The organism is Janthinobacterium sp. GW821-FHT03C08 (assembly GCF_059420905.1).
This window is the reverse complement of sequence record NZ_JBWKUP010000004.1, coordinates 1-22,653: the sequence shown is the minus strand read 5'-3', so window position 1 is coordinate 22,653 and position 22,653 is coordinate 1. Positions and strand designations below refer to the sequence as shown.

At 66.5% G+C, this 22,653-nt stretch carries 23 protein-coding genes; 6 read left to right on the top strand and 17 right to left on the bottom strand.

Annotated elements, in window-relative coordinates:
• Nucleotides 1–115: 115 nt before the first annotated feature.
• The 5 genes from ybiA to AC07VL_RS06330 all read right to left on the bottom strand — a co-directional run bounded on the left by ybiA (nt 116) and on the right by AC07VL_RS06330 (nt 3,916).
• Nucleotides 116–667 (bottom strand): riboflavin biosynthesis intermediates N-glycosidase, encoded by a 552-nt coding sequence (gene ybiA / locus AC07VL_RS06350; RefSeq protein ID WP_494805093.1) that lies wholly within the window; start codon nt 665–667, stop codon nt 116–118.
• 38 nt (nt 668–705) lie between these two features.
• Entirely contained in the window at nt 706–1,485 is a 780-nt protein-coding gene (locus AC07VL_RS06345; RefSeq protein WP_494805092.1) for a uracil-DNA glycosylase family protein, read from the bottom strand.
• Nucleotides 1,486–1,631: 146 nt separating this feature from the next.
• Entirely contained in the window at nt 1,632–2,282 is a 651-nt protein-coding gene (gene maiA / locus AC07VL_RS06340; protein ID WP_494805091.1) for a maleylacetoacetate isomerase, read from the bottom strand.
• Between the two features lie 12 nt (nt 2,283–2,294).
• Complete coding sequence (locus AC07VL_RS06335; protein WP_494805090.1) at nt 2,295–3,323, bottom strand: fumarylacetoacetate hydrolase family protein; 1,029 nt, start codon at nt 3,321–3,323, stop codon at nt 2,295–2,297.
• A 59-nt stretch (nt 3,324–3,382) separates the two neighbouring features.
• Nucleotides 3,383–3,916 (bottom strand): VOC family protein, encoded by a 534-nt coding sequence (locus AC07VL_RS06330; protein ID WP_494805089.1) that lies wholly within the window; start codon nt 3,914–3,916, stop codon nt 3,383–3,385.
• Between the two features lie 118 nt (nt 3,917–4,034).
• Here AC07VL_RS06330 and AC07VL_RS06325 point away from each other — a divergent pair, with 118 nt between their 5' ends.
• The 3 genes from AC07VL_RS06325 to AC07VL_RS06315 all read left to right on the top strand — a co-directional run bounded on the left by AC07VL_RS06325 (nt 4,035) and on the right by AC07VL_RS06315 (nt 6,768).
• Complete coding sequence (locus AC07VL_RS06325; protein WP_494805088.1) at nt 4,035–5,000, top strand: LysR family transcriptional regulator; 966 nt, start codon at nt 4,035–4,037, stop codon at nt 4,998–5,000.
• Between the two features lie 62 nt (nt 5,001–5,062).
• A complete protein-coding gene (locus AC07VL_RS06320; RefSeq protein ID WP_494805352.1) occupies nt 5,063–5,665 on the top strand; it encodes a gamma-glutamylcyclotransferase in 603 nt (200 codons plus the stop codon).
• 203 nt (nt 5,666–5,868) lie between these two features.
• Nucleotides 5,869–6,768, top strand: a complete 900-nt coding sequence (locus AC07VL_RS06315; protein ID WP_494805087.1) for a LysR family transcriptional regulator — start codon at nt 5,869–5,871, stop codon at nt 6,766–6,768.
• Here AC07VL_RS06315 and AC07VL_RS06310 read toward each other — a convergent pair.
• The 12 genes from AC07VL_RS06310 to AC07VL_RS06255 form a co-directional block, all read right to left on the bottom strand.
• A complete protein-coding gene (locus AC07VL_RS06310; RefSeq protein WP_494805086.1) occupies nt 6,765–7,955 on the bottom strand; it encodes a PA0069 family radical SAM protein in 1,191 nt (396 codons plus the stop codon). The two genes, AC07VL_RS06315 and AC07VL_RS06310, sit on opposite strands and share 4 nt — an antisense overlap.
• An 80-nt stretch (nt 7,956–8,035) precedes the next feature.
• Complete coding sequence (locus AC07VL_RS06305; RefSeq protein WP_494805085.1) at nt 8,036–8,707, bottom strand: tRNA-uridine aminocarboxypropyltransferase; 672 nt, start codon at nt 8,705–8,707, stop codon at nt 8,036–8,038.
• A gap of 85 nt (nt 8,708–8,792) precedes the next feature.
• Complete coding sequence (locus tag AC07VL_RS06300; protein ID WP_494805084.1) at nt 8,793–10,547, bottom strand: methyl-accepting chemotaxis protein; 1,755 nt, start codon at nt 10,545–10,547, stop codon at nt 8,793–8,795.
• Between the two features lie 262 nt (nt 10,548–10,809).
• Nucleotides 10,810–11,325, bottom strand: coding sequence for a lipocalin family protein (locus AC07VL_RS06295; RefSeq protein WP_494805083.1), 516 nt, complete (start codon nt 11,323–11,325; stop codon nt 10,810–10,812).
• Nucleotides 11,326–11,344: 19 nt separating this feature from the next.
• Complete coding sequence (locus AC07VL_RS06290; protein WP_494805082.1) at nt 11,345–12,154, bottom strand: substrate-binding periplasmic protein; 810 nt, start codon at nt 12,152–12,154, stop codon at nt 11,345–11,347.
• A gap of 33 nt (nt 12,155–12,187) precedes the next feature.
• Nucleotides 12,188–13,213, bottom strand: a complete 1,026-nt coding sequence (tssA, locus tag AC07VL_RS06285; protein ID WP_494805081.1) for a type VI secretion system protein TssA — start codon at nt 13,211–13,213, stop codon at nt 12,188–12,190.
• Nucleotides 13,214–13,232: 19 nt separating this feature from the next.
• Nucleotides 13,233–15,875: a type VI secretion system ATPase TssH gene (gene tssH, locus AC07VL_RS06280; RefSeq protein ID WP_494805080.1), complete on the bottom strand. Its 2,643-nt coding sequence runs from the start codon at nt 15,873–15,875 to the stop codon at nt 13,233–13,235.
• Nucleotides 15,872–16,330: a type VI secretion system baseplate subunit TssE gene (gene tssE / locus AC07VL_RS06275; protein WP_494805079.1), complete on the bottom strand. Its 459-nt coding sequence runs from the start codon at nt 16,328–16,330 to the stop codon at nt 15,872–15,874. Before tssE ends, tssH begins: the two co-directional genes overlap by 4 nt.
• A gap of 61 nt (nt 16,331–16,391) precedes the next feature.
• A complete protein-coding gene (locus AC07VL_RS06270) occupies nt 16,392–16,883 on the bottom strand; it encodes an Hcp family type VI secretion system effector (RefSeq protein WP_034750126.1) in 492 nt (163 codons plus the stop codon).
• Between the two features lie 31 nt (nt 16,884–16,914).
• Nucleotides 16,915–18,408, bottom strand: coding sequence for a type VI secretion system contractile sheath large subunit (tssC, locus tag AC07VL_RS06265; RefSeq protein ID WP_494805078.1), 1,494 nt, complete (start codon nt 18,406–18,408; stop codon nt 16,915–16,917).
• Between the two features lies 1 nt (nt 18,409).
• Nucleotides 18,410–18,919 (bottom strand): type VI secretion system contractile sheath small subunit, encoded by a 510-nt coding sequence (gene tssB / locus AC07VL_RS06260; RefSeq protein ID WP_290607343.1) that lies wholly within the window; start codon nt 18,917–18,919, stop codon nt 18,410–18,412.
• 61 nt (nt 18,920–18,980) lie between these two features.
• On the bottom strand, nt 18,981–19,577 hold the full coding sequence (locus AC07VL_RS06255) for a hypothetical protein (protein WP_494805077.1): 597 nt from the start codon (nt 19,575–19,577) through the stop codon (nt 18,981–18,983).
• 280 nt (nt 19,578–19,857) lie between these two features.
• Here AC07VL_RS06255 and tssJ point away from each other — a divergent pair, with 280 nt between their 5' ends.
• The 3 genes from tssJ to icmH form a co-directional block, all read left to right on the top strand.
• On the top strand, nt 19,858–20,460 hold the full coding sequence (gene tssJ / locus AC07VL_RS06250; RefSeq protein WP_494805076.1) for a type VI secretion system lipoprotein TssJ: 603 nt from the start codon (nt 19,858–19,860) through the stop codon (nt 20,458–20,460).
• Between the two features lie 34 nt (nt 20,461–20,494).
• Complete coding sequence (tssK, locus tag AC07VL_RS06245; RefSeq protein ID WP_494805075.1) at nt 20,495–21,877, top strand: type VI secretion system baseplate subunit TssK; 1,383 nt, start codon at nt 20,495–20,497, stop codon at nt 21,875–21,877.
• Nucleotides 21,874–22,653, top strand: a 780-nt coding sequence (icmH, locus tag AC07VL_RS06240) for a type IVB secretion system protein IcmH/DotU (protein ID WP_494805074.1), incomplete at its 3' end; no start/stop codon positions are given. The genes tssK and icmH, both read left to right, overlap by 4 nt.

The following is a 22,653-nucleotide window of genomic DNA, read 5'->3' as shown; positions in this document are numbered from 1 at the left end:
GTCAGAGCGCCCCGCGATGACCACAGGGCTGGCAGGGGCATGGCCGGCCGCGCCAGGCGCGGCGGCATCAGGAAAACAACAATCGGGAAAGCGCGGGCATGCGCAGCGTCAATTCTCAGCCCCGTAAAGCGCTTCTTACTTTCATCAATTCAAAGCCCAGCAGGTTCAAGCCATCCCAGCGGGAAGGATCGGCGATGCGCGGGTTGTCCGACGCCAGGCCCACGCCCCAGATGCGGTCGACGGGGCTGGCCTCGACGATGATGCGCTCGCCCGTGCCCAGCAGGAATTTGCGCAGCGCGGCCTTTTGCGAGAACTTGGCAAAGTTGCCATCGAAGACGATGCCGGCGCGCGCCGCTTCCCATGCCTTGGCATCGAAGTTCGCCACCTCGCGCCCCAGTTTCTTCACTTCCGACGGCCGCTCGGCCGCCACGATGCGCGCCTGGACGGCCGTGTCGCCGAACAGGGCCGCCTTTTGCGCCATCATGTAGTGCTCGGCCGTCGCGTACGTCACGCCGGCCAGGCTGAACGGCGACGGAAACCACTGGCTGAAACAGCTCTTGTCGGCCACCTGCGGCTGGGCCGGCGTGTGGCCCCAGAAATACAGATAGTCGGGCACGCCGCCCGCTGCGATCCACGCCTTCAATTCTTCCACGTTACTGATTTGCATATTCCCCGCACTTCCGCCGGACAGGCGATGATTCAAGCTCAAGCACGCAACAGCTGCATCGGGCCAAACAAGGCCAGCATGTCGCTGTTGCCGATAAAGGACAGATTATACGGATGTTCCGCCGTCACCTGCGGCAGCTTTGCCGCCACCGGCAGGCGTTTGACCAGCTCGGCAATCTTGCCCCACAGCACCAGTTGCGGCAAGGCCGCCACGCCCTGCCGCGCCAGCGCTTCCAGCACCACCTGCAGGAAGGGCAGCCAGCCGCGCGCATCCTGCACGGGCGGCACGTGGGCACGGAACACCAGCGCCGCGTTGAGCAGCAGGAAGCCCTGCTCCGTCATCTTGCGCTGCAAGTCGGGCAGGGTCTGGATCACGCCGCTGCCCGCTTGCAGCGCGGCGGCCGCCACGGGCGCCATGGCCGCGCCCGAGGTGTCGCCATCCTGCAACTGCCCATCGGCCACCAGCAGCATCTTCATGAAGTTGCGCAGGGACGTGGCGCGGTTGACGGGCTTCGACAGCCCGGTCGCCGACCACAGCCCCCCGACGGCGCCATCCATGAAGCACACGCCCGTGGCGCTGTCGGCGCGCGGATACGGCCCCTCGCCCACCAGCACGTGGCGCACCTGCGCCAGCGGCAAGGCGAAGGCGGCAAACAGGCGGCCCTGCGTGGGCAGGTAATCATCGGCGGCCAGCGCCGGCAGGTAGGCGGGATCGGCCGCCATCACGGCTTGCAGGCCCCGCAGCAGGATGGGACGCCAGGATGCGTGCGCCAGGGACAGGGCATCGGTGATGCTGGCAGGAACAGTGGTAGCGGTCATGGCGCGTCAGTAAAATATTTGGGCAAACGCAAATTGTAGCGCACCGGCAGGCTGGCATTGACGAAAACACACGATCCAAATCAATCGCGCATAAAAAAGCCCCGCCGGTTGCCGGGCGGGGCTTGCTGCATTGCGCCGTGTCAAAGCTATTCGGCGTCGGGCTGCTGCGACGGATGCGCGGCGGCAAACGCCGGCAAGGCGGCGCAATGCGCATGGATGCGCGCCACGCGCGGATACGGCGCCAGGTCGATGCCGAAGCGCTGCGCATTGAACACCTGCGGCACCAGGCAGCAGTCCGCCATGGTCGGGCTGTCGCCATGGCAGTACAGGGCCGTGCCGCCCGGATCGCCCTGCGCCAGCAACGCCTCGACGGCCGCCAGCCCCTCGGCCATCCAGTGGCGGTACCACTCCTGCTTGGTTTCCTCGGACAGACCCAGCGTGCCTTTCAGGTACTTCAGGACGCGCAGATTCGTCAGCGGATGGGCGTCGCAGGCGATGGCCAGCGCCAGCGCGCGCACGCGGGCACGGCCCGGCGCGTCGGCCGGCAGCAGCGGCGCGGCCGCGTGGGTCTCGTCGAGGTATTCGAGGATGGCCAGCGACTGCGTCAGGATGGTGCCGTCGTCGTCCAACGCCGGCACCAGGGCCGACGGATTGACGGCGCGGTAGGCCGGCAGCAGCTGCTGGCCGCCGTCCTGCAGCAGGTGCACGGGGACGCTGTCGTAGGCGATGCCCTTCAGATGGAGGGCGATGCGCACGCGGTAGGCGGCAGAACTGCGGAAATAGGTGTACAGCTTCATGGGGCGCCCTCCTCAGGCGCGCGTGGCGCCGGCGTACGGGGCTACCGTCTGCTCGATGCTGCCGAAGATGCTGGCGCCGGCCGCATCGCGCATCTCGATGCGCACCGTGTCGCCGAACTTCAGGTAAGCCGTCTTCGGCGCGCCGTGTTCGATGGTTTCATACATGCGCACTTCGGCCAGGCAGCAATAGCCCACGCCGCCGTTGCCGATGCTGGAACCGAACAGGTTGCCCTGCTTGTTCGACACGGTGCCCGAGCCGATGATGCTGCCGGCGCCCAGTTCGCGCGTCTTCGCCGCATGGGCGACGAGCTGGGCAAAGTTGAAGGTCATGTCTTCGCCCGCATTCGGCTTGCCGAACGGCTGGTCGTTCAAGTCCACCAGCAGCGGCAGGTGCAGCTTGCTGTCCGCCCAGTGGCTTTCAAGTTCATCGGGCGTGACGGCGACGGGGGAAAACGCGCTGGCCGCCTTCGACTGGAAGAAGCCGAAGCCCTTCGCCAGTTCGCCCGGGATCAGGTTGCGCAGCGAGACGTCGTTGACGAGCATGACCAGGCGGATGGATGCCGCCGCGTCGGCCACGCCGGCGCCCATGGCCACGTCGCCCGTAATCACCGCCACTTCCGCCTCCAGGTCGATGCCCCACTCTTCGGACAGGGCGAAGATGGGGTCGCGCGGGCCGATGAAGCTGTCCGAGCCGCCCTGGTACATCAGCGGGTCCGTGTAGAACGAGGCCGGCACTTCCGCGTTGCGCGCCTTGCGCACCAGTTCCACGTGGTTGATGTAGGCCGAACCGTCGGCCCACTGGTAGGCGCGCGGCAGCGGCGAGTGGCACAGATTGGCATCAAACGGCTGCGCGTCCGGCGCCTGGCCCCCGTTCAGGGCCGCGTAGGCCTGCTCCAGCTTGGGCGCGACGGCGTCCCAGTTGTCGAGCGCCGCCTGCAAGGTGGGGGCGATGGCGGCCACGCGCTGGTACTGGCGCAGGTCGCGGCTGACGAGGATCAGGGCGCCGTCGCGGCTGCCGTTTTTCAGGGTTGCGAGTTTCATGGGGTGTGTTCCTTGTTAAGCGTGTTGTTCAGATGTCAGATGGCGTCGGTGTGCGGCGTTCAGGCGTCGGCCGGCGCGTGCATCCAGGCGGCGTGCTTGGGCGCGCGGCGCGTCTGCGACCATTCTTCCAGCATTTCCCATTTGACGGCGTCCAGTTTGGCCATCATCTCGGGCGTGCCCACGTTGGCCGCCAGCTCCAGGCGGTGGCCGTTGGGGTCGAAGAAATAGATCGACTGGAAGATGGCATGGTTGACGGGACCGAGCACCTCGATGCCGCCGGCCACCAGGCGCTCCTTGGCGGCCAGCAGTTCCTCCATGCTGGCCACTTCCAGCGCCAGGTGCTGTACCCAGGCGGGGGTGTTGCGGTCGCGGTCCATGGGCGGCTGCGTCGGCAGCTCGAAGAAGGCCAGCACATTGCCCTGGCCCGCGTCGAGGAAGACGTGCATGTACGGGTCCGGCGCCTTGGTCGACGGCACCAGGTCTTCGGCGATGGCGAGGACGAAATTCATGTTCAAATGCTTGACGTACCACTCGACGGTCTGCTTCGCGTCGATGCAGCGGTAGGCAACGTGGTGGATCTGCTTGATTTTCATGCGGTCTGTCTCCGATGGATGGCGCCCTGGGCGCGATGTTTTTCAACTTTTCACCATTAGAATCCAGTTGCAGCTATCATACAAACAATATTTAACCATCGATTTATCGGATTATCTTATGAGTCCCAGCCTGCGCCAGATGCGCGCCTTCGTGGCGCTGGCCAAGACCGGCAGCTTTACCCTGGCCGCCGAATACCTGCACGTGACGCAATCGGCCTTGAGCGGCTTGATCAAGGAGCTGGAAAGCGTGCTGGGGGTGCGCGTGGTCGAGCGCAGCACGCGCAAGACGCAGCTGTCGGAAATCGGCCGCGAACTGTATCCGCTGTTCGAGAAGATGATCGAGGACCTGGACGGCGCCATGGCCGGCATCGCCCAGCGCAAGGCCCTGAAAACGGGCATGGTGCGCATCGCCGCGCCGCAGATGATGGCCTGCACCCTGCTGCCGGAAGTGATCGCCGCCTACCGCCAGGCGCACCCGGACGTGCAGCTGCGCCTCGTCGACTGCCCCGTGGAGAATGTCTCGGTGCGCGTGTTCAGCGGCGAAGTCGATTTCGGCATCGGCCCCGAGCGCGACCCGACGGCGGAAATCGCCGCGCAAGTGCTGTTCGAGATGCCCTTCGTGCTGGTCTTCCCCGAGCAGCACCCGCTGCGGCAGAAAGAGCGCGTCACCTGGGCCGACGTGGGCGACTACCCGTTCATCTCGCTGCAGGGCCAGTTCACGGAACGCCTGCTGCGCGACATGCACGGCGCGTTCCGCGACCTGTCGCTCAACCCCTACAATGAAGTGACGTTCATGACGACGGCGCTGGCCATGGTCAGCGCCAACCTGGGCATCACGGTCTGCCTGCCGTACGCGGAACCGATGGTCAAGCTGTACCAGTTGCAGATGCGCGCCCTGCACGAGCCGGAACTGACGCGGCGCTTTTTCGTCTACACGAAGACGGGCCGTTCGCTGTCGCCGGCCGCCGAAAGCTTCATGGCCTTCCTGTTCCGCTTTGTCGAGACGCACGAGTGGAACGTGGGGACGAACGCCGGCGCGCGCGAGGCGCTGCCGGCCGGCGGCCCGGCCGGCGCCCCTTTATAATGGCGCATCGCCCCTTATCCGCTTGCACCATGATCCAGCCTGACCAGAATGACCTGTCCGCCATCGACGCCGCCACCATCGCCATCAACCAGCGCATGAACAAATTCGACAGCCATGCTCAGGTGTGGCTGTTCGGCTACGGTTCGCTGATCTACAAGGCGGACTTTCCCTATATCGAACGGCGCCCCGCCAGCATCGCAGGCTGGACGCGGCGCTTCTGGCAAGGTTCGCACGACCACCGTGGCACGCCCATGGCGCCGGGCCGGGTCGCCACCCTCGTGCCGCAGGCGGGCGCCGTGTGCGACGGCATGGCGTATCTGATCACGCCCGAAGTCTTCGCCCACCTCGATCACCGCGAAAAGAACGGCTACCTGCGCCTGGCCACCGAGATCACCTTCGAGGACGGCAGCAAGACCGAAGGCCTGGTGTACATCGCCAATGAAGAAAACGCCGCCTTCCTCGGCGCCGCATCGGAACTCGACATCGCGCGCCAGATCGCCCGCTCAAACGGCCCCAGCGGCCCGAACAGCGACTACCTGCTGCACCTGGCCAGCGCCCTGCGCGAACTGGGCAAGAGCGACCCGCACGTCTTTGCCATCGAACAACATTTGGCGCAGATCAAGGAAACCACGGCGGGAGGCGCCGACGAGCGCGCCCACGGCTAGCGGCCACGGCGGCACTGGGGCGGGCCACGGCAGCCGGGGCAGCTTCCGCCAAGCCCGCCCTGCCCGGCCGCGCGCGGGGGAGCCGTCACCGGCACGCGGACGCACCACGACGCCAGCTTGCCCGCCTGATTGCTCGACCGCCTGAACGACTGCATGACCGACCGCTGGAACGACAGTTGCGGCGCCACGAAGGGAATTGACACTTGGACCTGAACAACCTGCCCGCCTTCATCGCCGTGATGCGCGAGCGCAGCTTTACGCGCGCGGCCGCGCAGCTGGGCGTGTCGCAGTCTACCCTCAGCCATACCATCCGCAAGATGGAGGAAAGCCTGGGCATGCGCCTGCTGACACGCACCACGCGCGGCGTGTCACCCACCGAGGCGGGCGAGCGCCTGCTGGCCACCATCGGTCCCCACTACGCAGCCATCCAGGCCGAACTGTCGGGCCTGCAGGAGCTGCGCGGCCAGCCCGCCGGCACCTTCCGCATCAGCGCGCACGACCATGCGGCCAGCACCATCCTGTGGCCCAGGCTGTCGCCGCTGCTGCCCCGGTATCCGGACCTGAAGCTGGAAATCAGCATCAGCTACGGCATGATCGACATCGTTGCCGAGCGCTACGACGCAGGCGTGCGCATCGGCGAGCGGGTGGCGAAAGACATGATCGCCGTGCGCATCGGCCCCGAGCTGCGCATGGTCGTCGCGGCCAGCCCCGCCTATTTCGCCGGACGCGGCAAACCGCTCGCGCCCGCCGATTTGCCGGCCCACAACTGCATCAATCTGCGCCTGCCCACCCATGGCGGCCTGTACGCCTGGGAATTTGCCAGGGATGGCCAGGCGCAGCAGGTCCAGGTGCACGGCCAGCTGGTCTTCAACACCACGCCGCAAATGCTCACGGCCGCGCTGGCAGGCCACGGCCTGGCCTACGTACCGGAAGACGCCATCGCGCGGCACGTGACCGCAGGCGAGCTCGTCACGGTGCTGGAAGACTGGTGCCCCGCCATTCCCGGCTACCACCTGTACTATCCCAGCCGCAGGCAATCCTCGCCCGCGTTCCAGCTGGTGGTCGATACCTTGCGCTATCCCCACGACGGTGGCGTGCCTTAAAACAGGTCGAGCTGCCCCGCATTGCCTCCTCTTGCCTTGTTTCCCAGCGGCGGCACGACGAGCGGCCGGCGGAACTGCGTGCAATCGAGCTGCTTGAAGCGGCCGCCCTTGCCGTGCAGGCCCAGCCGGTGCACGGCCTTCTCGAAGCGCTGGCGGATCAGGTCGGCCCACACGCCTTCGCCCTGCATGCGCGTGCCGAAGGCGCTGTCGTAATCCTTGCCGCCGCGCATTTCGCGCACGCGGTTCATCACGCGCTGGGCCCGTTCAGGAAAGTGCGCTTCCAGCCATTGCTGGAACAGGGGACTCACTTCCCACGGCAGGCGCAGCACGACGTAATGGGCGTGGATGGCACCCGCGTCGCGCACGGCTTCGAGCAACTGCTCGATTTCCGGCTCCGTCACGAAGGGGATGATGGGGGCAATGCTCACGCCGACGGGAATGCCCGCCTCCGTCAGGGTGCGGATGGTGCGCAATCGCCGCGCCGGGGCGGCCGCGCGCGGCTCCAGGGTGCGCGCGATGGCGGGGTCCAGGGTGGTGACGGTGACGGCCACGGCGGCCAGGCGCCTGGCCGCCATGGGCGCCAGAATGTCGATGTCGCGCTCGATCAGCGACGATTTCGTGATCAGCGCCACGGGATGGTCGCACTCCTGCAGTACTTCCAGCACGCGCCGCGTCAGCTGCCGCTCGCGCTCGCACGGCTGGTAGGCATCCGTATTCACACCCAGGGCGATGGGTTCGGGCACGTACGAGGATTTTGCCAATTCGCGCCGCAACAGTTCGGGCGCGTTCACCTTGGCATAGATGCGGCTCTCGAAGTCGAGGCCGGGCGACAGGCCCAGGTAGCTGTGGGTGGGGCGGGCAAAGCAGTAAATGCAGCCGTGCTCGCAGCCCCGGTACGGGTTCAGGGACACGTTGAACGGCAAATCGGGCGAGGCATTGCGCGTGAGGATGGTGCGCGCCTGCTCGTCGCTGACCTGCGTCTTCCAGGCTGGCGCATCCCCTTCCCCGGCCGCCTCGTCCAGGCCGCCCACGCTCCAGCCATCGTCGAAACCGGCGCGCGCCTGCACCTCGTGGCGCCCTTGCAAATTCGACACGGCACCGCGCCCCTTGCGGGCTTTCAACGACTGCGGCGGCAGCATGGCTTGCCCGGCAAAGCTGTCATCGTGCTCTGGAATGATTGCTTTCATGAACGGCCCCATCAACTGTATATACGTACAGTATACTATGCCGCTGCGGGAGCAAGATCAAGGGCTGCCGTGCGCTCAATTCAAGCTTTTTCACCTGGCGGCATGACATAACTCAACTGCTGCGCGACAAAACCGTCAAAGGCCGTGATGAGGGGAACGAAACGCGGCACGTCCTGCTCCAACTGCATGAGGGCATAGCAGGTCGCTTCCAGGGTCGACAACTGATCGGGCGCGTGTGCCTTGCGGATCAGGTAATGGGAAGCGGGCATGTCGCGCAGTGGCAGGCGCGGCAATTGCTGCAGCAGGGCATTTTGATACAGCATCTTGCGGCTCTTGCGCCAGGTGCCATCGAGCACCACGAGCCGCAGTTGCGCGGGATCGAGCAAGATGGCCGGGTCCAGCGCCGGCGGCGGCGCGATGCCCAGCGAGCGGTCGCCCGGCGTATCGGGATACAGCAGCACATTGTGTTTATCGGCCAGCAGTGCGGCAAGGGTGGCGGGCGCGAACTGCTCGCCCGTCAGCAGGCGGCTGTTGGGCAGGTTCAGGTGCAGCAAGCGGGCGCTGCCTTTGGCGTTGTGTACTTCCAGCGGGTGCTGCAGGATCAGCACCTCTACCGCATGGGCAACGGGGGCGATCCAGCGGCAGATGCAACTGGTGGCGGCACGCAGGCAGACGGGGCAGCGCGCCCGTTTGGCGGGTTCGGCGTGGGAAGGCGATGCGCAGGTGTGGCGGGAGATACGGCGGGTGGTCATGGCGGAGCGTGTTCGCGGCTGTCTTCAAGCTGCGATTGTAGCGCCCGCGCCATGCCAGGGGAATTGCGTTTAAAAAACTCGCCGTTTAAAACTCTTCCCACTCGTCGGCACCGGACGCCACGGGCGCCTTCGGCGTGCGGGTACGCGCCGCTTCCGCCGTGGCCGTCCTGGCGGGGACGGCCACGGCAGGCGTCGGTGCGCGCCGGGAGGCCGACTTTACTGCCGCAGGCGCGGCAACCGGCCTGGCGACGCCGGAGCCCCTGGCGGCGCTGGCGGCGCTGGCGGCAGCATATTGCTGCGTTGCATCGAGCTTGAAGACGCCCACTACCTCGGCCAGCCTGGCTGCCTGCTCCTGCATCGATTCCGCTGCCGCGGCCGCCTCTTCCACGAGGGCCGCGTTTTGCTGCGTCACCTGGTCCATCTGGCCGATGGCCTGGTTGACCTGCTCGATGCCGGCGCGCTGTTCCTCGCTGGCGTCGGTGATCTGGTTCATGATCTGCGTCACATGGCTGATGCTTTGCACGATTTCATCCATGGTGCGGCCCGCCTTGTCCACCAGTTGCGAGCCGGCTTCCACCTTTTCCACGGAATCGTCGATCAAGCCCTTGATTTCCTTGGCCGCCGCGGCCGAGCGCTGCGCCAGGCTGCGCACCTCGGAAGCGACGACGGCAAAGCCCCTGCCCTGCTCGCCTGCCCTGGCCGCCTCGACGGCGGCATTCAGGGCCAGGATATTCGTCTGGAAGGCGATGGCGTCGATGACGCTGATGATGTCGACGATCTTGCGCGAGGAATCATTGATCGAGCCCATGGTGCTGACCACTTCCGAGACCACCACGCCGCCCTTGCTGGCGATCTGCGAGGCATCGATGGCCAGCTGGTTGGCGCTGCGCGCATTGTCCGCATTGAGTTTCACGGTGGACGTCAGCTCTTCCATGGAAGAGGCCGTCTCTTCCAGCGAACTGGCCTGCTCTTCCGTGCGCGAGGACAAGTCCAGGTTGCCGGCGGCGATCTCGCTCGATGCGGTGCCGATGGCCTCGGTGCCGGCGCGCACCTGGCCGACAATGCTGATCAGCTTGTCATTCATGTTTTTCAGCGCATGCATCAATTGTCCCGTCTCGTCGCGGCTGTCCACCACGATATGGCTCGTCAGGTCGCCGGCGGAGACCGCTTCAGCCACTTCCACGGCGCGCGTGATGGGACGGGTGATGGAGCGCGTGATCCAGTAGGCGCAGGCAATGCCCAGCAGGATGGCGGCCGCGCCCAGCGAGACCAGCAGCAAACGGCCGTTTTCATAGCGCGAACGGATCTGCGCCGCCGTTTCATCGAGCAACCTGGCTTCCAGCAGCTCCAGCTTTTTCAGCGATGCCAGGTAGATGTCGCGCTTGACGGCCATGTCCCCTTCGTACAGGTGCTTGCCCCGCTCCAGGTCGCCTGCGTTCTTGGCCTTGAACACCTCCTTGCGCACGTCGGTATAGGCTTTGCGCGTGCTCAGCACTTGCTGGTACAGGGCCTGCTCCTGCGCATCCAGCTCGCTCTTGCCGATGTCGTTCTGGATTTCCGTGGCGCGTGCGGACGAGGCCGCCATTTCCGTCTCGAATTGTTTTTGATGGGCGGGGTCGCTGACTTTCCAGGCGGCCGCCGTGCGCGCCGCATTGACTTCGATGACCTTGGTCCATTCGCCGATCAGGCGCTCATTGCGCACCTTCACGTTGACGAGGGCATCGGTTTCCTTGCTGGCACTTTGCATCTGCACGATGCCCACCACGGTCAAGGACAGCAGCAACAGCAAGACTGCGGCAAAACCACCGCCGAGACGCACGCCGATCTTGAGGTTTTTCATAGCAAGATTCCTATCTGAAAGAGCATTGCGCGGTGGCCACCGGCACGACGCCGCTAGCATTCACTATAGCAAGCATTTGTCAGCTGGCAATCACCACGGCGGGACCGCTGGAAGCAGCCGTGTCCGGCCACAGAGGCGCCGCACATGCACTGCTTTGGTGCTGATTGTGAGTGAATCAGGGTGGCATTGCAAGAAATAACATGTGGAAAAGCAACAACCAGAAGGCGCGATGCCGCCACGGACGGGCGGCAGGCAAAAAGAATCAGTTTTGCTTCACATAGATCAATTTGGAAGTATCAAAACCCAGCGCCCTGGCTTTCTCGATCAGGCGCTGCTGCAGCGCCGGCTCCATGGTGGACGTGCGCGAGAGCAACCACAAGTAGGATTTGTCGGGACCGCTGATCAGAGAATAACTGTAGTTCTGCTGATCGAGGTCGAAGATGATGTAGGAACCATAGAAGGGACCGAAAAACGACACTTTCAGGTAGCCCACGTCCTTCTTGTCGACAAAATACGCCTTGCCTTCGGCATCCTTCCATTTCGCGTCCGCATCCTTGTAGCCGCGGTTAAGCACTTTCAGGCCGCCGTCCTGGCGCAGGCTGTAGTCGGCCGTCACGTGGCTCAGGCCCCGTTCGAAGGAATGGTCGAGGCGCGCGATCTCGTACCATTTGCCCAGGTATTTGCTGGTGTCAAAATTACTGACAGGCACGATATTGTCGGGGCGCCCCACGCAGCCGGCCAGCAGCAGCATCGTCAGGAACAGCAGTTTTTTCATCATTTTCTCCAGTGATAAGGTATCAGGGTCGCAGCGCGCGGTCGACGATGCGGCCGATCTCGCCGCTGTGCTGCATGCGCGCGATGGCGGCATTGAAGCGGGCGATAAAATCGTCGCGGTAGGGATAGCGGGCCGGCTGCAGCAAGGTGAAGCCCAGGTGGCCCTGCTGGCTGGCCAGCTGCGCCGTTTCGTGCAGCGCCTGCGCCGGCGTGCCGGCCTGCCCGGCGCGGCAGATGCGCTGCCATTCCCACTGCGCCGACAGGCGATCGCTGACATAGCAATCGATACGCCCGCGCATCAGCTTGAGCAGATTCGCGCGCGTGCCCTTGGCCGGGTCGAGCACGATTCTTTCGGCTTGCAGGGACGCCATCAGCGCCGCATCGCCCAGCAAAAAACCCGCGTTCACGCCGATGTGCAGGCCGGCGTAATCGGCCGGCCAGCGCTGCAGCTTGCGCTGCGCCAGCACCTCCTGATTGCAGAACACCACCAGTTGCTCCATCAGCAGCGGCGCGGAATAGCCCACGTACGGCCGTTCGCTGCGCCAGGAATACGGCGGATACAGGGCAAACGCCGCCCCCGTCTGCAGCATCAGCACGCCCCGCTTCCACGGCACGGGACGCAGCTGCACCTGGTACTGCGGCATGTCCTGCACGGCGGCGCGCACGATGTCCGTGTAAATGCCTTTCAGCTGGCCATGCTCGACATAGGAATACGGCGGGTAGTCGTCGTCGCCATACAGCAGCACGGGCTGTGGCGCGGCGGCGCGCGCCGCGGTGCCGGCGGCGGCGACGGACAGGCAGAACGCGGCAGATAAAAGGAGCTTGCTGGACATGCTGGCAGGGTAGCATGGAAGGCGCCGGAAGCATCATCCGTTCGTGCCGCCCATGCCCAGCATCTCGTCGAGCTGCGCCAGGGTGCCCTGGTCCTTGACGACGGCGCGCAGCCACAGGTGCAGGGGCAGCTCGCCCCAGCTGGCCGCCCGGTCGGCCAGGTAGGCGACGGGGCTGTGCGGCTCCGTGCGGCGGAAGAAATCGGCCACCTGGCGCAGCTGCTCCAGTGCCTGCTGGCGCTGCACGATGGCGCCGCTGCCGCCCGCCGAGCCGGCGGCGGCCGGCACGCCGGCAAGGTCCGCCTCGAGCGCCAGCGGGGCGATGAAGTGGATGGCGTTTTCCAGCGCGTCGCGGGCGGCGCGAAAGCTCGGGCCGTCCGTGCCAAAGCGGGCATCGGCGCTGCGCTCGAGCGCCAGCAGCGACTGCATGCAGTACTGCGCATCGGCCAGCAGGGCATCGGAAAATTCGCGCGTGTTTTTCTGCCGCGCCGCCTCCATCTGCGCCAGCGGCACTGCCTCGTCATGGCGCGACGCGCTCCAGCCCTGCTCCGTGCCGTCCTGCGCCTGGCTGGCCGCCGCGCGCTGGCGCGCCGCATCGAAATCCTGCAGCGCGAACTGGCCGTCGGCGCCCGCCGTCAGGGGCATCTCGCGCACCAGTTGCGGCGTGCGCGACAGCAGCCAGTACAGGTTGCCGATGCGCTGTTCATGGTCGCCCTCGTCGGCCGGCGGAAACAGGCCGTCCCAATAGCGGTCGCACAGGCCGGCCAGCAGCGCATAGCCGTCGCCCAGGCCACGGAAGTAGCGCGTCTTCGCATGCGCCTCGGCCAGCCAGACAGCCACGCGCAGGTCCTTGCTGTGCGACGCAATCAGCTGTTCGCAGCGCGTCGCCACGAAGGGCCAGTCGGCCTCCTTCAGCGCCGTCACCCACTCGCCCTGGTCCAGGCTGGGATCGTCATGCTGGCGCGCCCGCGCGATGGCGTCGAGCTCCTGGCTGAAGGTGATGTCGCCGCCGCAGGGGCTGACGGCGCTGACGGGGTGCAGCAACTGCTCCAGATTGAACATGGCAGGCTCCGACGGTGATTTACTTGATCGTGTACTTGAACTGCCCCTGCTTGCTGGCGCCGACGCGGATGGAGGCGATCGGTTCACCGTCGGCCATGCGCGCCAGCACGGCCTCGGCGATGGCCGGCAGCACGCTGCCATTGAGGATCTGGTCGACGTTGCGCGCGCCCGAATCGACTTCCGTGCAGCGCGCCAGCACCGCATCGACCAGCGCCGCGTCGTGGCTGAACTGCGCCTGGTGGTTGCGCGCGATGCGCGCGCCGATGCGCGCCAGTTTCAGGGCGATGATCTCGGCCAGCACCGCGTCGTTCAGGGGGTAGAACGGCAGCACCTTCAAGCGGCCCAGCAAGGCCGGCTTGAAGTGCGCCACCAGCTGCGGGCGCACCAGTTCCTCCAGCGCAGCCGGCGCGGGCAGCTCCTCCGCGGTCCGGTTCAGGCAGGCCGCCATCATCGCGGCCGAGCCCAGGTTCGAGGTGGCGATGATGACGGTATTGCGGAAATCGACTTCGCGCCCTTCCGCGTCATCGAGCACGCCCTTGTCGAACACCTGGAAGAACAGCTCGAGCACGTCGGGATGGGCTTTTTCCGCCTCGTCGAGCAGCACCACGCTGTAGGGCTGGCGCCGCACGGCTTCCGTCAGCACGCCGCCCTCGCCGTAGCCGACATAGCCGGGCGGCGAGCCTTTCAGGCCCGCCACGCTGTGCGCTTCCTGGTATTCGCTCATGTTGATCGTGATGAGCTTGCGTTCGCCGCCATACAGCAGGTCGGCCAGCGCCAGCGCCGTTTCCGTCTTGCCCGTGCCGGACGGCCCCGTGAACAGGAACACGGCCTGCGGCTTGTCCGGGTCGTCCAGGCCGGCGCGCGCCGTGCGCACGCGCTGCGCCACCGCCGCGATGACGTGCTCCTGTCCCAGCACCCGTTCGCGCAGGGCCGCATCGAGGGTCAGCACCGTGCGGATCTCGTCCTTGAGCATTTTCCCCAGCGGGATGCCGGTCCAGCCGGCGACGATGCCGGCCACCACCTGCGCATCGACTTCCAGCGGCGCCAATGGCGCTTCCCCCTGCAGCGCCGCCAGCTCTTCCTTCAGCGCCAGCAGCCGCGCCGCGCCGCTCTCGCCCGGGCGCTCCTCGCGCAGCTGGCCGCGCAAGGCGCCGATCTGCGCCACCAGCGCCTTTTCGCGCTCCCAGCGCTGCGCCAGCGCCGCGACCGCCGCCTGCCCTTCATCGTGCGCGCGGCGCAGCTGCGCCAGCCGGGCAAGCCCTGCCTGATCGGCCGCTTCGCCGTCGGCCGCCTCGCGTTCCAGGGCGGCGATTTCCGCCCCCGTGCGCTCCTGCTGGCGGTTGGCGTTTTCCAGCAGCGCCGGCGTGGCGCTCTGCCCCAGCGCCACCTTGGCGCAGGCCGTATCGAGCACGCTGACGGCCTTGTCGGGCAGCTGGCGCCCGCTGATGTAGCGGTGCGACAGGCGCACGGCCTCGACGATGGCGGCGTCGCGCACGCGGATGCCGAAATGGCGCTCCATCAGCGGCGCCATGGCGCGCAGCATGGCGCAGGCGATGTCTTCGCTCGGTTCTTCCACCTTGACCACCTGGAAGCGCCGCGCCAGGGCCGCATCCTTTTCAAAATACTTTTTGTACTCGCTCCAGGTGGTGGCGGCGATGGTACGCAGGGCGCCGCGCGCCAGCGCCGGTTTCAGCAGATTGGCCGCGTCGTTCTGCCCCGCCTGGCCGCCGGCGCCGATCATGGTGTGCGCCTCGTCGATGAACAGAATGATGGGATGGGGGCTTTGCGCCACCTCGTCGATGACGTTCTTCAGGCGGCTTTCGAATTCGCCCTTCACGCTGGCGCCCGCCTGCAGCAAACCCATGTCGAGCGCGTGGATGTGCGCACCCTGCAGCACGGCCGGCACGTCGCCCGTGGCGATGCGCAGGGCCAGGCCTTCCACCACGGCCGTCTTGCCCACGCCCGCCTCGCCCGTCAGGATGGGATTATTCTGGCGCCGGCGCAGCAGGATGTCGACGGCCTGGCGGATTTCCGCTTCGCGGCCGATCACGGGATCGAGCTTGCCGTCGCGCGCCAGCTGCGTCAGGTCGGTGGTGAACTGGTCCAGCGCCGGGGTCTTGCCGGCCAGGACAGCAACAGGGTCGTCGCCGGTATCGGAAAGCTGCGGCACTGCCGCGCTTTCCTCTTCGGCGGAACCAGCCGTCAGCTTGTCCGGGTGGTGCTTCAGCTGCTCGACGCTGAAGCGGGCGAACAGCTTCGAGCCACGGTAGGCCAGCTGCGCCAGTTCCGGCTCCGTCAGCAGCGCCAGCAGCAGATGGCGGCTGCGGATAGGCCCTGGCTGCGCCGTATCGAGCGAGGCAATCAGCCACGCATGCTCGAACAGCAGCGGCAGATGGGGCGAGAACACGGGCGTGCGCGCGCTGCCCGTCCTGAAGCCGCCGATCTCGCGGCGCAGGTCCGCCTCCAGCGCCGTCAGGCTGATTTCGCTGCGCCGCGCGATGGTGACGAAGTCGCTGCGCTCCTGCTCCAGCAGGGCCAGGAACAGGTGTTCGATGTCGACTTCATACTGGCCCAGTCCCACGCAGATGCCGGCCGCGCGCGTGGCGGCCGTGCGCACCGTGTCATTCAGTTTGGCGATCAGGGTTTTCAGATTGTTGCTCATGCGGCGGCTCCCTTGCGGTTGATCGAATAGCGCAGCGACGAGGGCTGCAGCACGGCGTCGAAATTGACCGTCTCGCCGCCGGCCGTCACGGCCAGGGTGCCGCTGATGACGAAGCCGACGCGGTTGATGGCGCCCGTCTCGCGCTCCAGGCGCGCGCGCACGTTGCGCAGGCGCGGCTCATGGCGCTCGATGGCGGCCTTCAGCGCGGCGCAGATGCGCGCGCGGTCCTCGCTGCTGGACAGGCACATGCCGGCAAAGTCGATCAGGCCATAGTTGACGATGGAGGCCGCGCATTCCGGATAGGCGTCGAGCGCGCCGGGCGGCAGGGCCACGCGCGTGTTGAGCAATTCCTCCAGGTCGCGCGCCACCGCATCCTTCAACTGCTCGAGCGACAGGCGCGCTGGCGCGCCGTCGCCCATCAGGCGGTCGAACAAGCCGGGTACATAACTGTCCATGCCCACTCCTGGAAAATCGGCGGCACGCGGCGGCTGACCGCAGCGTGCCGCGCACGAGGGATCAGGCCACGCGGTTGGCGGCCAGGTCCCAGCCGCCCGAGGTATTGCCGCCGGCGCCGCCCGTGACTTTTTGCTGCGTGTACTTCCACTTCACTTTCGAGAACTTGAAGCCGACGTGTTCACCCAGGATGTCGCCCTCTTCCACGTTCGGCGTGACGGCGCCGATCAGCACATTTTCGATCTCGATTTCAAAGTACTTGACGCGCTCGCCCTGGCCGTCGGCGCGCATGAACTCGAAGCGCGCCTTGGGGATGGTCTTGCCGGCCGAGCAGGTCTGCAGCAGCACCGGCGAGGCCAGGTCGGCCAGCTTGGAGATGACGATGTCCTTGTGCTCGCAGCGTTCGGCCGTGTGGCCGCCGCCCGTCGAGGCGGTGGCGGACTTCGGCTGCTCAACGCTCCAGCTCACTGATTTGCACTCGATCCAGTCCTTGTGCTTGTCATCGGTGGACTCGCCCTTGATGCCGTCTATCTGCAGATATACATCGATTGCCATGGTGTGCTCCTCGGGTTGAAAGATGGGTGGATCAGGAATTGGTCGACTTCGGCAACTCCGCGACCAGTCGGAGCGAAACGGACAGCTCATCGAGCTGGAAGTGCGGCCGCAGGAAGGACACGGCGCGGTACACGCCGGCGCGGCCCGGCACTTCATGCACCTGCACGGACGCCTCGCGCAGGGGGAATTGCGCCTTCTGCTCCTGGCTGGCGTTATCGTCGAGCAGCACGTACTGCATCAGCCAGCGGTTCAAAAAATCTTCCACGTTAGAGGCGGCGGCAAAGCTGCCGATCTTGTCGCGCATCATGGCCTTCATGTAGTGGGCGATGCGCGAGACGGCAAAGATGTACTGCAGTTGCGACGACAGCACCGCATTCGCATTGGCCGCATCGTTGTGGTACTTGCGGCTCTTCTGCGCCGACTGGGCGCCGAAAAATGCCGCATACGCCGTGTTCTTGCAATGCACCAGCGAGATGAAACCGAGGTCGCTCAGCTCCTTTTCGCGGCGGTCGGTGATCGCCACTTCGGCCGGGCATTTCAGGGCCACATCGCCCTCGTCCGTCTTGAAGGTGTGCGTGGGCAGGTCGTCCACCAGGCCGCCGCCTTCCACGCCGCGGATGGCGGCGCACCAGCCGTAATCGGCAAAGGCGCGCGTGAGCTTGCTGCCGAACGCATACGCGGCATTGCACCACAGGTATTTATGGTGGTCGCTGCCGTCGACCTCCTCGACGAAATTGAAGCCTTCGACGGTGGTGCCGTCGACGGGGTTGAACGGCAGCCGGCCCAGGAAGCGGGGCAAGGTCAGGCCCACGTAGCGCGCGTCCTCGGATTCGCGGAAGGCCTTCCATTTCGCGTACTCGATGGTGTCGAAGACTTTCGCCAGGTCGCGCGGCTTGCCCAGGTCGCCGTAGCTTTCCAGGCCAAACAATTCCGGCGCGGCCGAGGCGATGAAGGGCGCGTGCGCGGCAGCGGCAATGTGCGACATCTGCTCGACGAAATACATGTCTTCCGGCTGGCGCGAGATGGCGAAATCACCCAGCAGCGCGGCGAACGGCGCGCCGCCGAAGGTGCCGAATTCCTCTTCATAGACCTTCTTGAACATGCTGCTCTGGTCGAATTCCAGCGCCGCCTGGAAATCCTTCACCAGTTCGCGCTTGGTGGCGTTGAACATGCGGATCTGCAGGCGCGCGCCCGTGTCGGAATTGCCGACCAGGTAGCGCAACCCCGTCCAGCTCTGCTCGAGCTGCTGGAACGGTGCCGCGTGCATGATCTCGCTGAGCTGGGCGGAGATCAGACGGTCGATTTCCGCCACGCGCGCGTCCAGGGTGGCCGACAGGCTGCTCGACATCAGCACCGTGCCGTCGAGCACCTGCGCCACCAGTTCCGCGATCAGGTCGCGCGCGCGCGCATGTTCGGCGCCGGACTTGGCGACGCGGCTTTGTTCGACGATCTGGTCCAGCAAGTCCGTCACCGGAAGCGGCGCGCTGGCCGCCGTCACTGCATTGACTTCTGCCTGGGCATTCATCTCAATCCTCCTGCGCCGGGAACTGCGGTTTCAGGGTGGCCATGCTGTCGGTGTTGTTCAGCACTTCCGTCAACAGGTCTTCCAGCTTGTCGTTGCCGGCCAGCTTGTTGCGCAGGTCGGCCAGCTTGGTGCGCGCCTCGAGCAGCTTGCGCAGGGGTTCGACCTGGCGCACCACCGACTCCGGGCGGAAGTCGTCCATCGAGCGGAAATGCAGGTCGACGGCGAAGGTGCCGCCCGCCTCGCTGACGCGGTTCGGCACGCTGAAGCGGGCCACCGGCTCCACGCCGGCCAGCACCTCGTCGAAATTGGCGCTGTCGACGGCGACGAACTTGCGGTCCTTCAGGCGCTTTTTCTCGCTGTCCGGATTGCCGCCGAAGTCGCCCAGCACGCCCACCACGAAGGGCAGTTCCTTGTTTTCGATCGCGTCGCCGATTTCGACGTCGTAGGTCATCTGCACGCGCGGGGCGCGTACCTTCTGCAAGCGTTTCTGCACGCTGTCGGACTTGGACATGTGGTTTCCTTTGCAAAGTAGTTGGATGGCGCCGGCCGCGCGCCGGGCAGATGGACGCGCCTTATTTCAGGCCGCTGAAGGGATCGGCCGCGCTGCCCTGCGACGCCGCGCCCTTGACCGCCGCGGCCGGCGCGCCGGAACCGGCAGCGCGCTTGCCGGCCGCCACCGGGCGCCTGGCCGGCGGCACCAGTACTTCCTCGCCGATGCTCGCGCGCAGCAGCTTGGCCAGTTCCTGCGCTTCCGAACGCAGCGAGCCATTCAGATTGTTTTGCCGCGACAGTTCGGCCAGAGCCTTGCCGGACAGGCGCAGGCCGCTGACGGCGACGATGCTGTTGGCCACCTTGTCGTCCGGGTCGCGTTCCAGCGCTTCGAGCGCATGGCCGATGGCGTCGCCGTACTGGCCACGGTCGAACGTCATCTGCGCCATCTGCAGCCACGGCGCCTTGTCGGCCGGATAGCTGGTGCCGCCGCCCTTGAGCAAGGTCATGGCGCGCTCGTACTGGCCGGCCCGCGCGGCCGCATCGGCATCGCTCATGACTTGCGCCAGGGTCGGTGCGGCAGGCTTCGGCGGCGCCGGCGGTGCCGGCGTGGCGCAGGCGGCCAGCAGCAGGGCGCTGGCGAGGCAGACAATTCGGGGCAAGGTGATGGCTGGCTTCATCTGGACATTCCTTCACGTGGAGGACGCTACCGCCGGGAACGATGGGCAGCGCCTTGGTGGAGGCCATTATTGATCGCCAGAATTTTTGCCAAATTGAGATTAATCAGGAAAGAAGAAGTTCCACGTCACCGGGAAGAGCAAGCGCAGTAATGCTGATCTGGCGCAGTAATTCCACCGATCGCAGAAGGACTTTGCGCCAACGCAAGCAGGCCGCTGCCGCATGCGATTAAATGACTGCAGCACTTTCTTTCCATGCGTTATTTTCTGCAAAGGCAGGCCCATGCCGCTTCCCGCTCCGCCGCGCCAGCTGTCCCGCACCGCCCTGCTGCCGCTGCTGCTGCCATGGCTGCTGGCCGGCTGCGCGGGCGGCGCCATCGGCAACCTGGCCGGCGCGGCGCTGCAGATGACGGGCGTGGCCAGGCCGCCGCCCGCCCTGCCCGACGCGCAACAGCCGCCGCGCCTTGTCAGCATCCGCCTGCACGCGGCGCAGCGCCTGAACACGGATGCCGCGGGACGGCCGCTGGCGCTGGTGGCGCGCATCTACAAGCTGCGCCAGAGCGCCGCCTTCGAGCAGGCCCGCTACGACAGCTTCCTCGACGCGCGCCGGGAGCAGGCCGCGCTGGGCGCCGACCTGGTGGAAGTGAAGGAAGTGCTGCTGGTGCCGGGCCAGCGCTACGAAGTGCAGGAGAAGGTCAGCAAGGAAGCGTATTTCATCGGCGTCGTGGCCCTGTTCCGCGCGCCCGCGGCGCAGCACTGGCGCGCCACCTTCGCCGCCGCCGACGCCGAGCGCGCCGGCATTACCGTCGGCCTGCACGCCTGCGCCCTGAGCGTGGGCGGCGCGCAGGGCGCCATGGCGCCGCTGTCGGCGCTGCGCTGCCAGTAAGGCATTCCACCATCTACCGAAAAGGAGCATCGACATGGGCATGGCAGCGAAAGTCTTGTGGGGAGAAGGCCTGTTCCTGCGGCCGCAGCACTTCCAGCGCCAGGACCAGTATCACGAAACGCGGCTGCACCGCACGGCCAGCGCGCTGCACCCGTATCCGTGGGGCGTGGCGCACGTGGAATGGGACCTGGCGGCGCTGAAGACGGGCAGCTTGCGCCTGCTGGCGCTGTCGGCCATCTTCCGCGACGGCGAGGTCTTCGAGGCGGCGGGCGACGGTGCGGCGGGCAGCGATGCCCTGCCCCCGCCCGTCGACCTGCAGGCGCTGCCGCCCGCCGTGCAGGAAGTGACGTACTACGCCGCCCTGCCGGTGCTGAACGGCGACGGCATGAACTGCACGGCGCAGGCGTCGCCGGCAGGCGCGCGCACCGGCACGCCGCCGCATACCCGCTTCGTGCATGCCTTGCGCGCCACGCCCGACCTGTTTACGGCGTCCGCCGCGGCCGACGTCGCCTACCTGAAAAAAAGCCTGCGCCTGATCCCCGACAGCGAGGCGCGCGGCTCCTACGACTGCCTGCCGCTGATCGCCCTGCGCCGCACGGTATCGGGCGGCTTCGAGCCGCTGCCCTCCTTCATGGCGCCCAGCCTGGCGATAGCCGGCGCGCCGCGCCTGCAAGGCTTGCTGGAACACCTGCTCGACGCGCTGCAGGCCAAGGTGGGCGCGCTGCACGGCCACCACCGCGAACCGAGCCGCAACGTGATCGAATTTCGCTCCGGCGACGTGTCCTCGTTCTGGCTGCTGCACACGGTCAGCACGGCCGCCGCCGCCCTGATGCACTACGTGCGCCATCCGGGCCTGCATCCCGAACGCCTGTACGAAGCGCTGCTGGGCCTCGCCGGCGGCCTGCTCAGCTACTCCAGGCACTACACGCTGGCCAGCCTGCCCGCCTACGACCATGCGCAGCCGGGCGCCTGCTTCGACGCCCTCGACGCCATCATCCGCGAGCTGCTCGACACGGTCATCTCGTCGAAGTATTTTTCCATCGCCCTGCTGGAAGACAAGCCGTCGTATTACCTGGGCAAGCTCGATTCGGGCAAGATCGACCAGCACACCACCTTGTACCTGGCCATCCGCGCCGCCATGCCCGCCCTCGAACTGGTGGACGTGGTGCCGCTGCGCGTGAAAGTGGGCGCGCCCGACGACGTGGAAAAATGCGTGCTGTCGGCCATGCCGGGCGTGAAACTGTCGCACGCGCCGCAGGTGCCGGCCGCCATCCCCGTGCGGCCCGATACCTATTATTTTGCGATCGACAACCGCGGCGCGCTGTACGAGCAGATGCTCAAGGCGCAGTCGATTGCCGTCTACGTGCCGGCCGGCATACGCGACCTGCAGCTGGAACTGATCGCGGTGACGGCATGAGCCAGCTCATCGAACGGCGCGCGGCGCCCTCCCTGCTGGGACCACGCGGCCCCGCCCCAGCCGCAACAAGCGGCCGGCATGCGGGCAGCGCCCTGCTGGACCTGATGCATGAAGGCTTTTACATGCTGTTCATGCTGAAGAACGGCTCGGCGCCCGGCGACGAGCACAGCTTCATGGACCGCATCACGGCCTTCCTCGACGACTTCGAACGCGAAGCGAAAAAGATCCGCGCCGACGGCGACGATATCGAGGCGGCCAAGTATGCGTTCTGCGCGGCCGTCGATGAAATCCTCCTGGCCTCGCCGTTCACCCTGCGCAAGCAGTGGGAGCGGCGCCCGCTGCAGCTGCTGATCTTTGGCGACCAGCTGGCCGGCGAACATTTCTTCGACCGTCTCGACGCGCTGCGCGGCAAGGGCGCCATGCGCGTGCAGGCGCTGCAGGTCTTCCACATGTGTTTGCTGCTCGGCTTCCAGGGCAAATATGCGATCGACGGCGGCGAAAAGCTCAGCTACCTGACGGCGCGCCTGGGCGACGAGATCGCCCACATCAAGGGCAGGAGCCGGGGCTTCGCGCCGCGCGCCGAGCGTCCCGACCAGGTGGTCAACAAGCGCCGCAGCGACGTGCCGCTGTGGGCCCTGTCCAGCGTTTTCGCCCTGCTGGCCATCTGCGCCTACCTGGCCCTGAAGACGCACCTGACGCATGGCACGCAAACGACGCTGGCCGCGTATGCGGACCTGGTCAAGCTGGCGCCGCAGCCGGCGCACCTGACCATCACC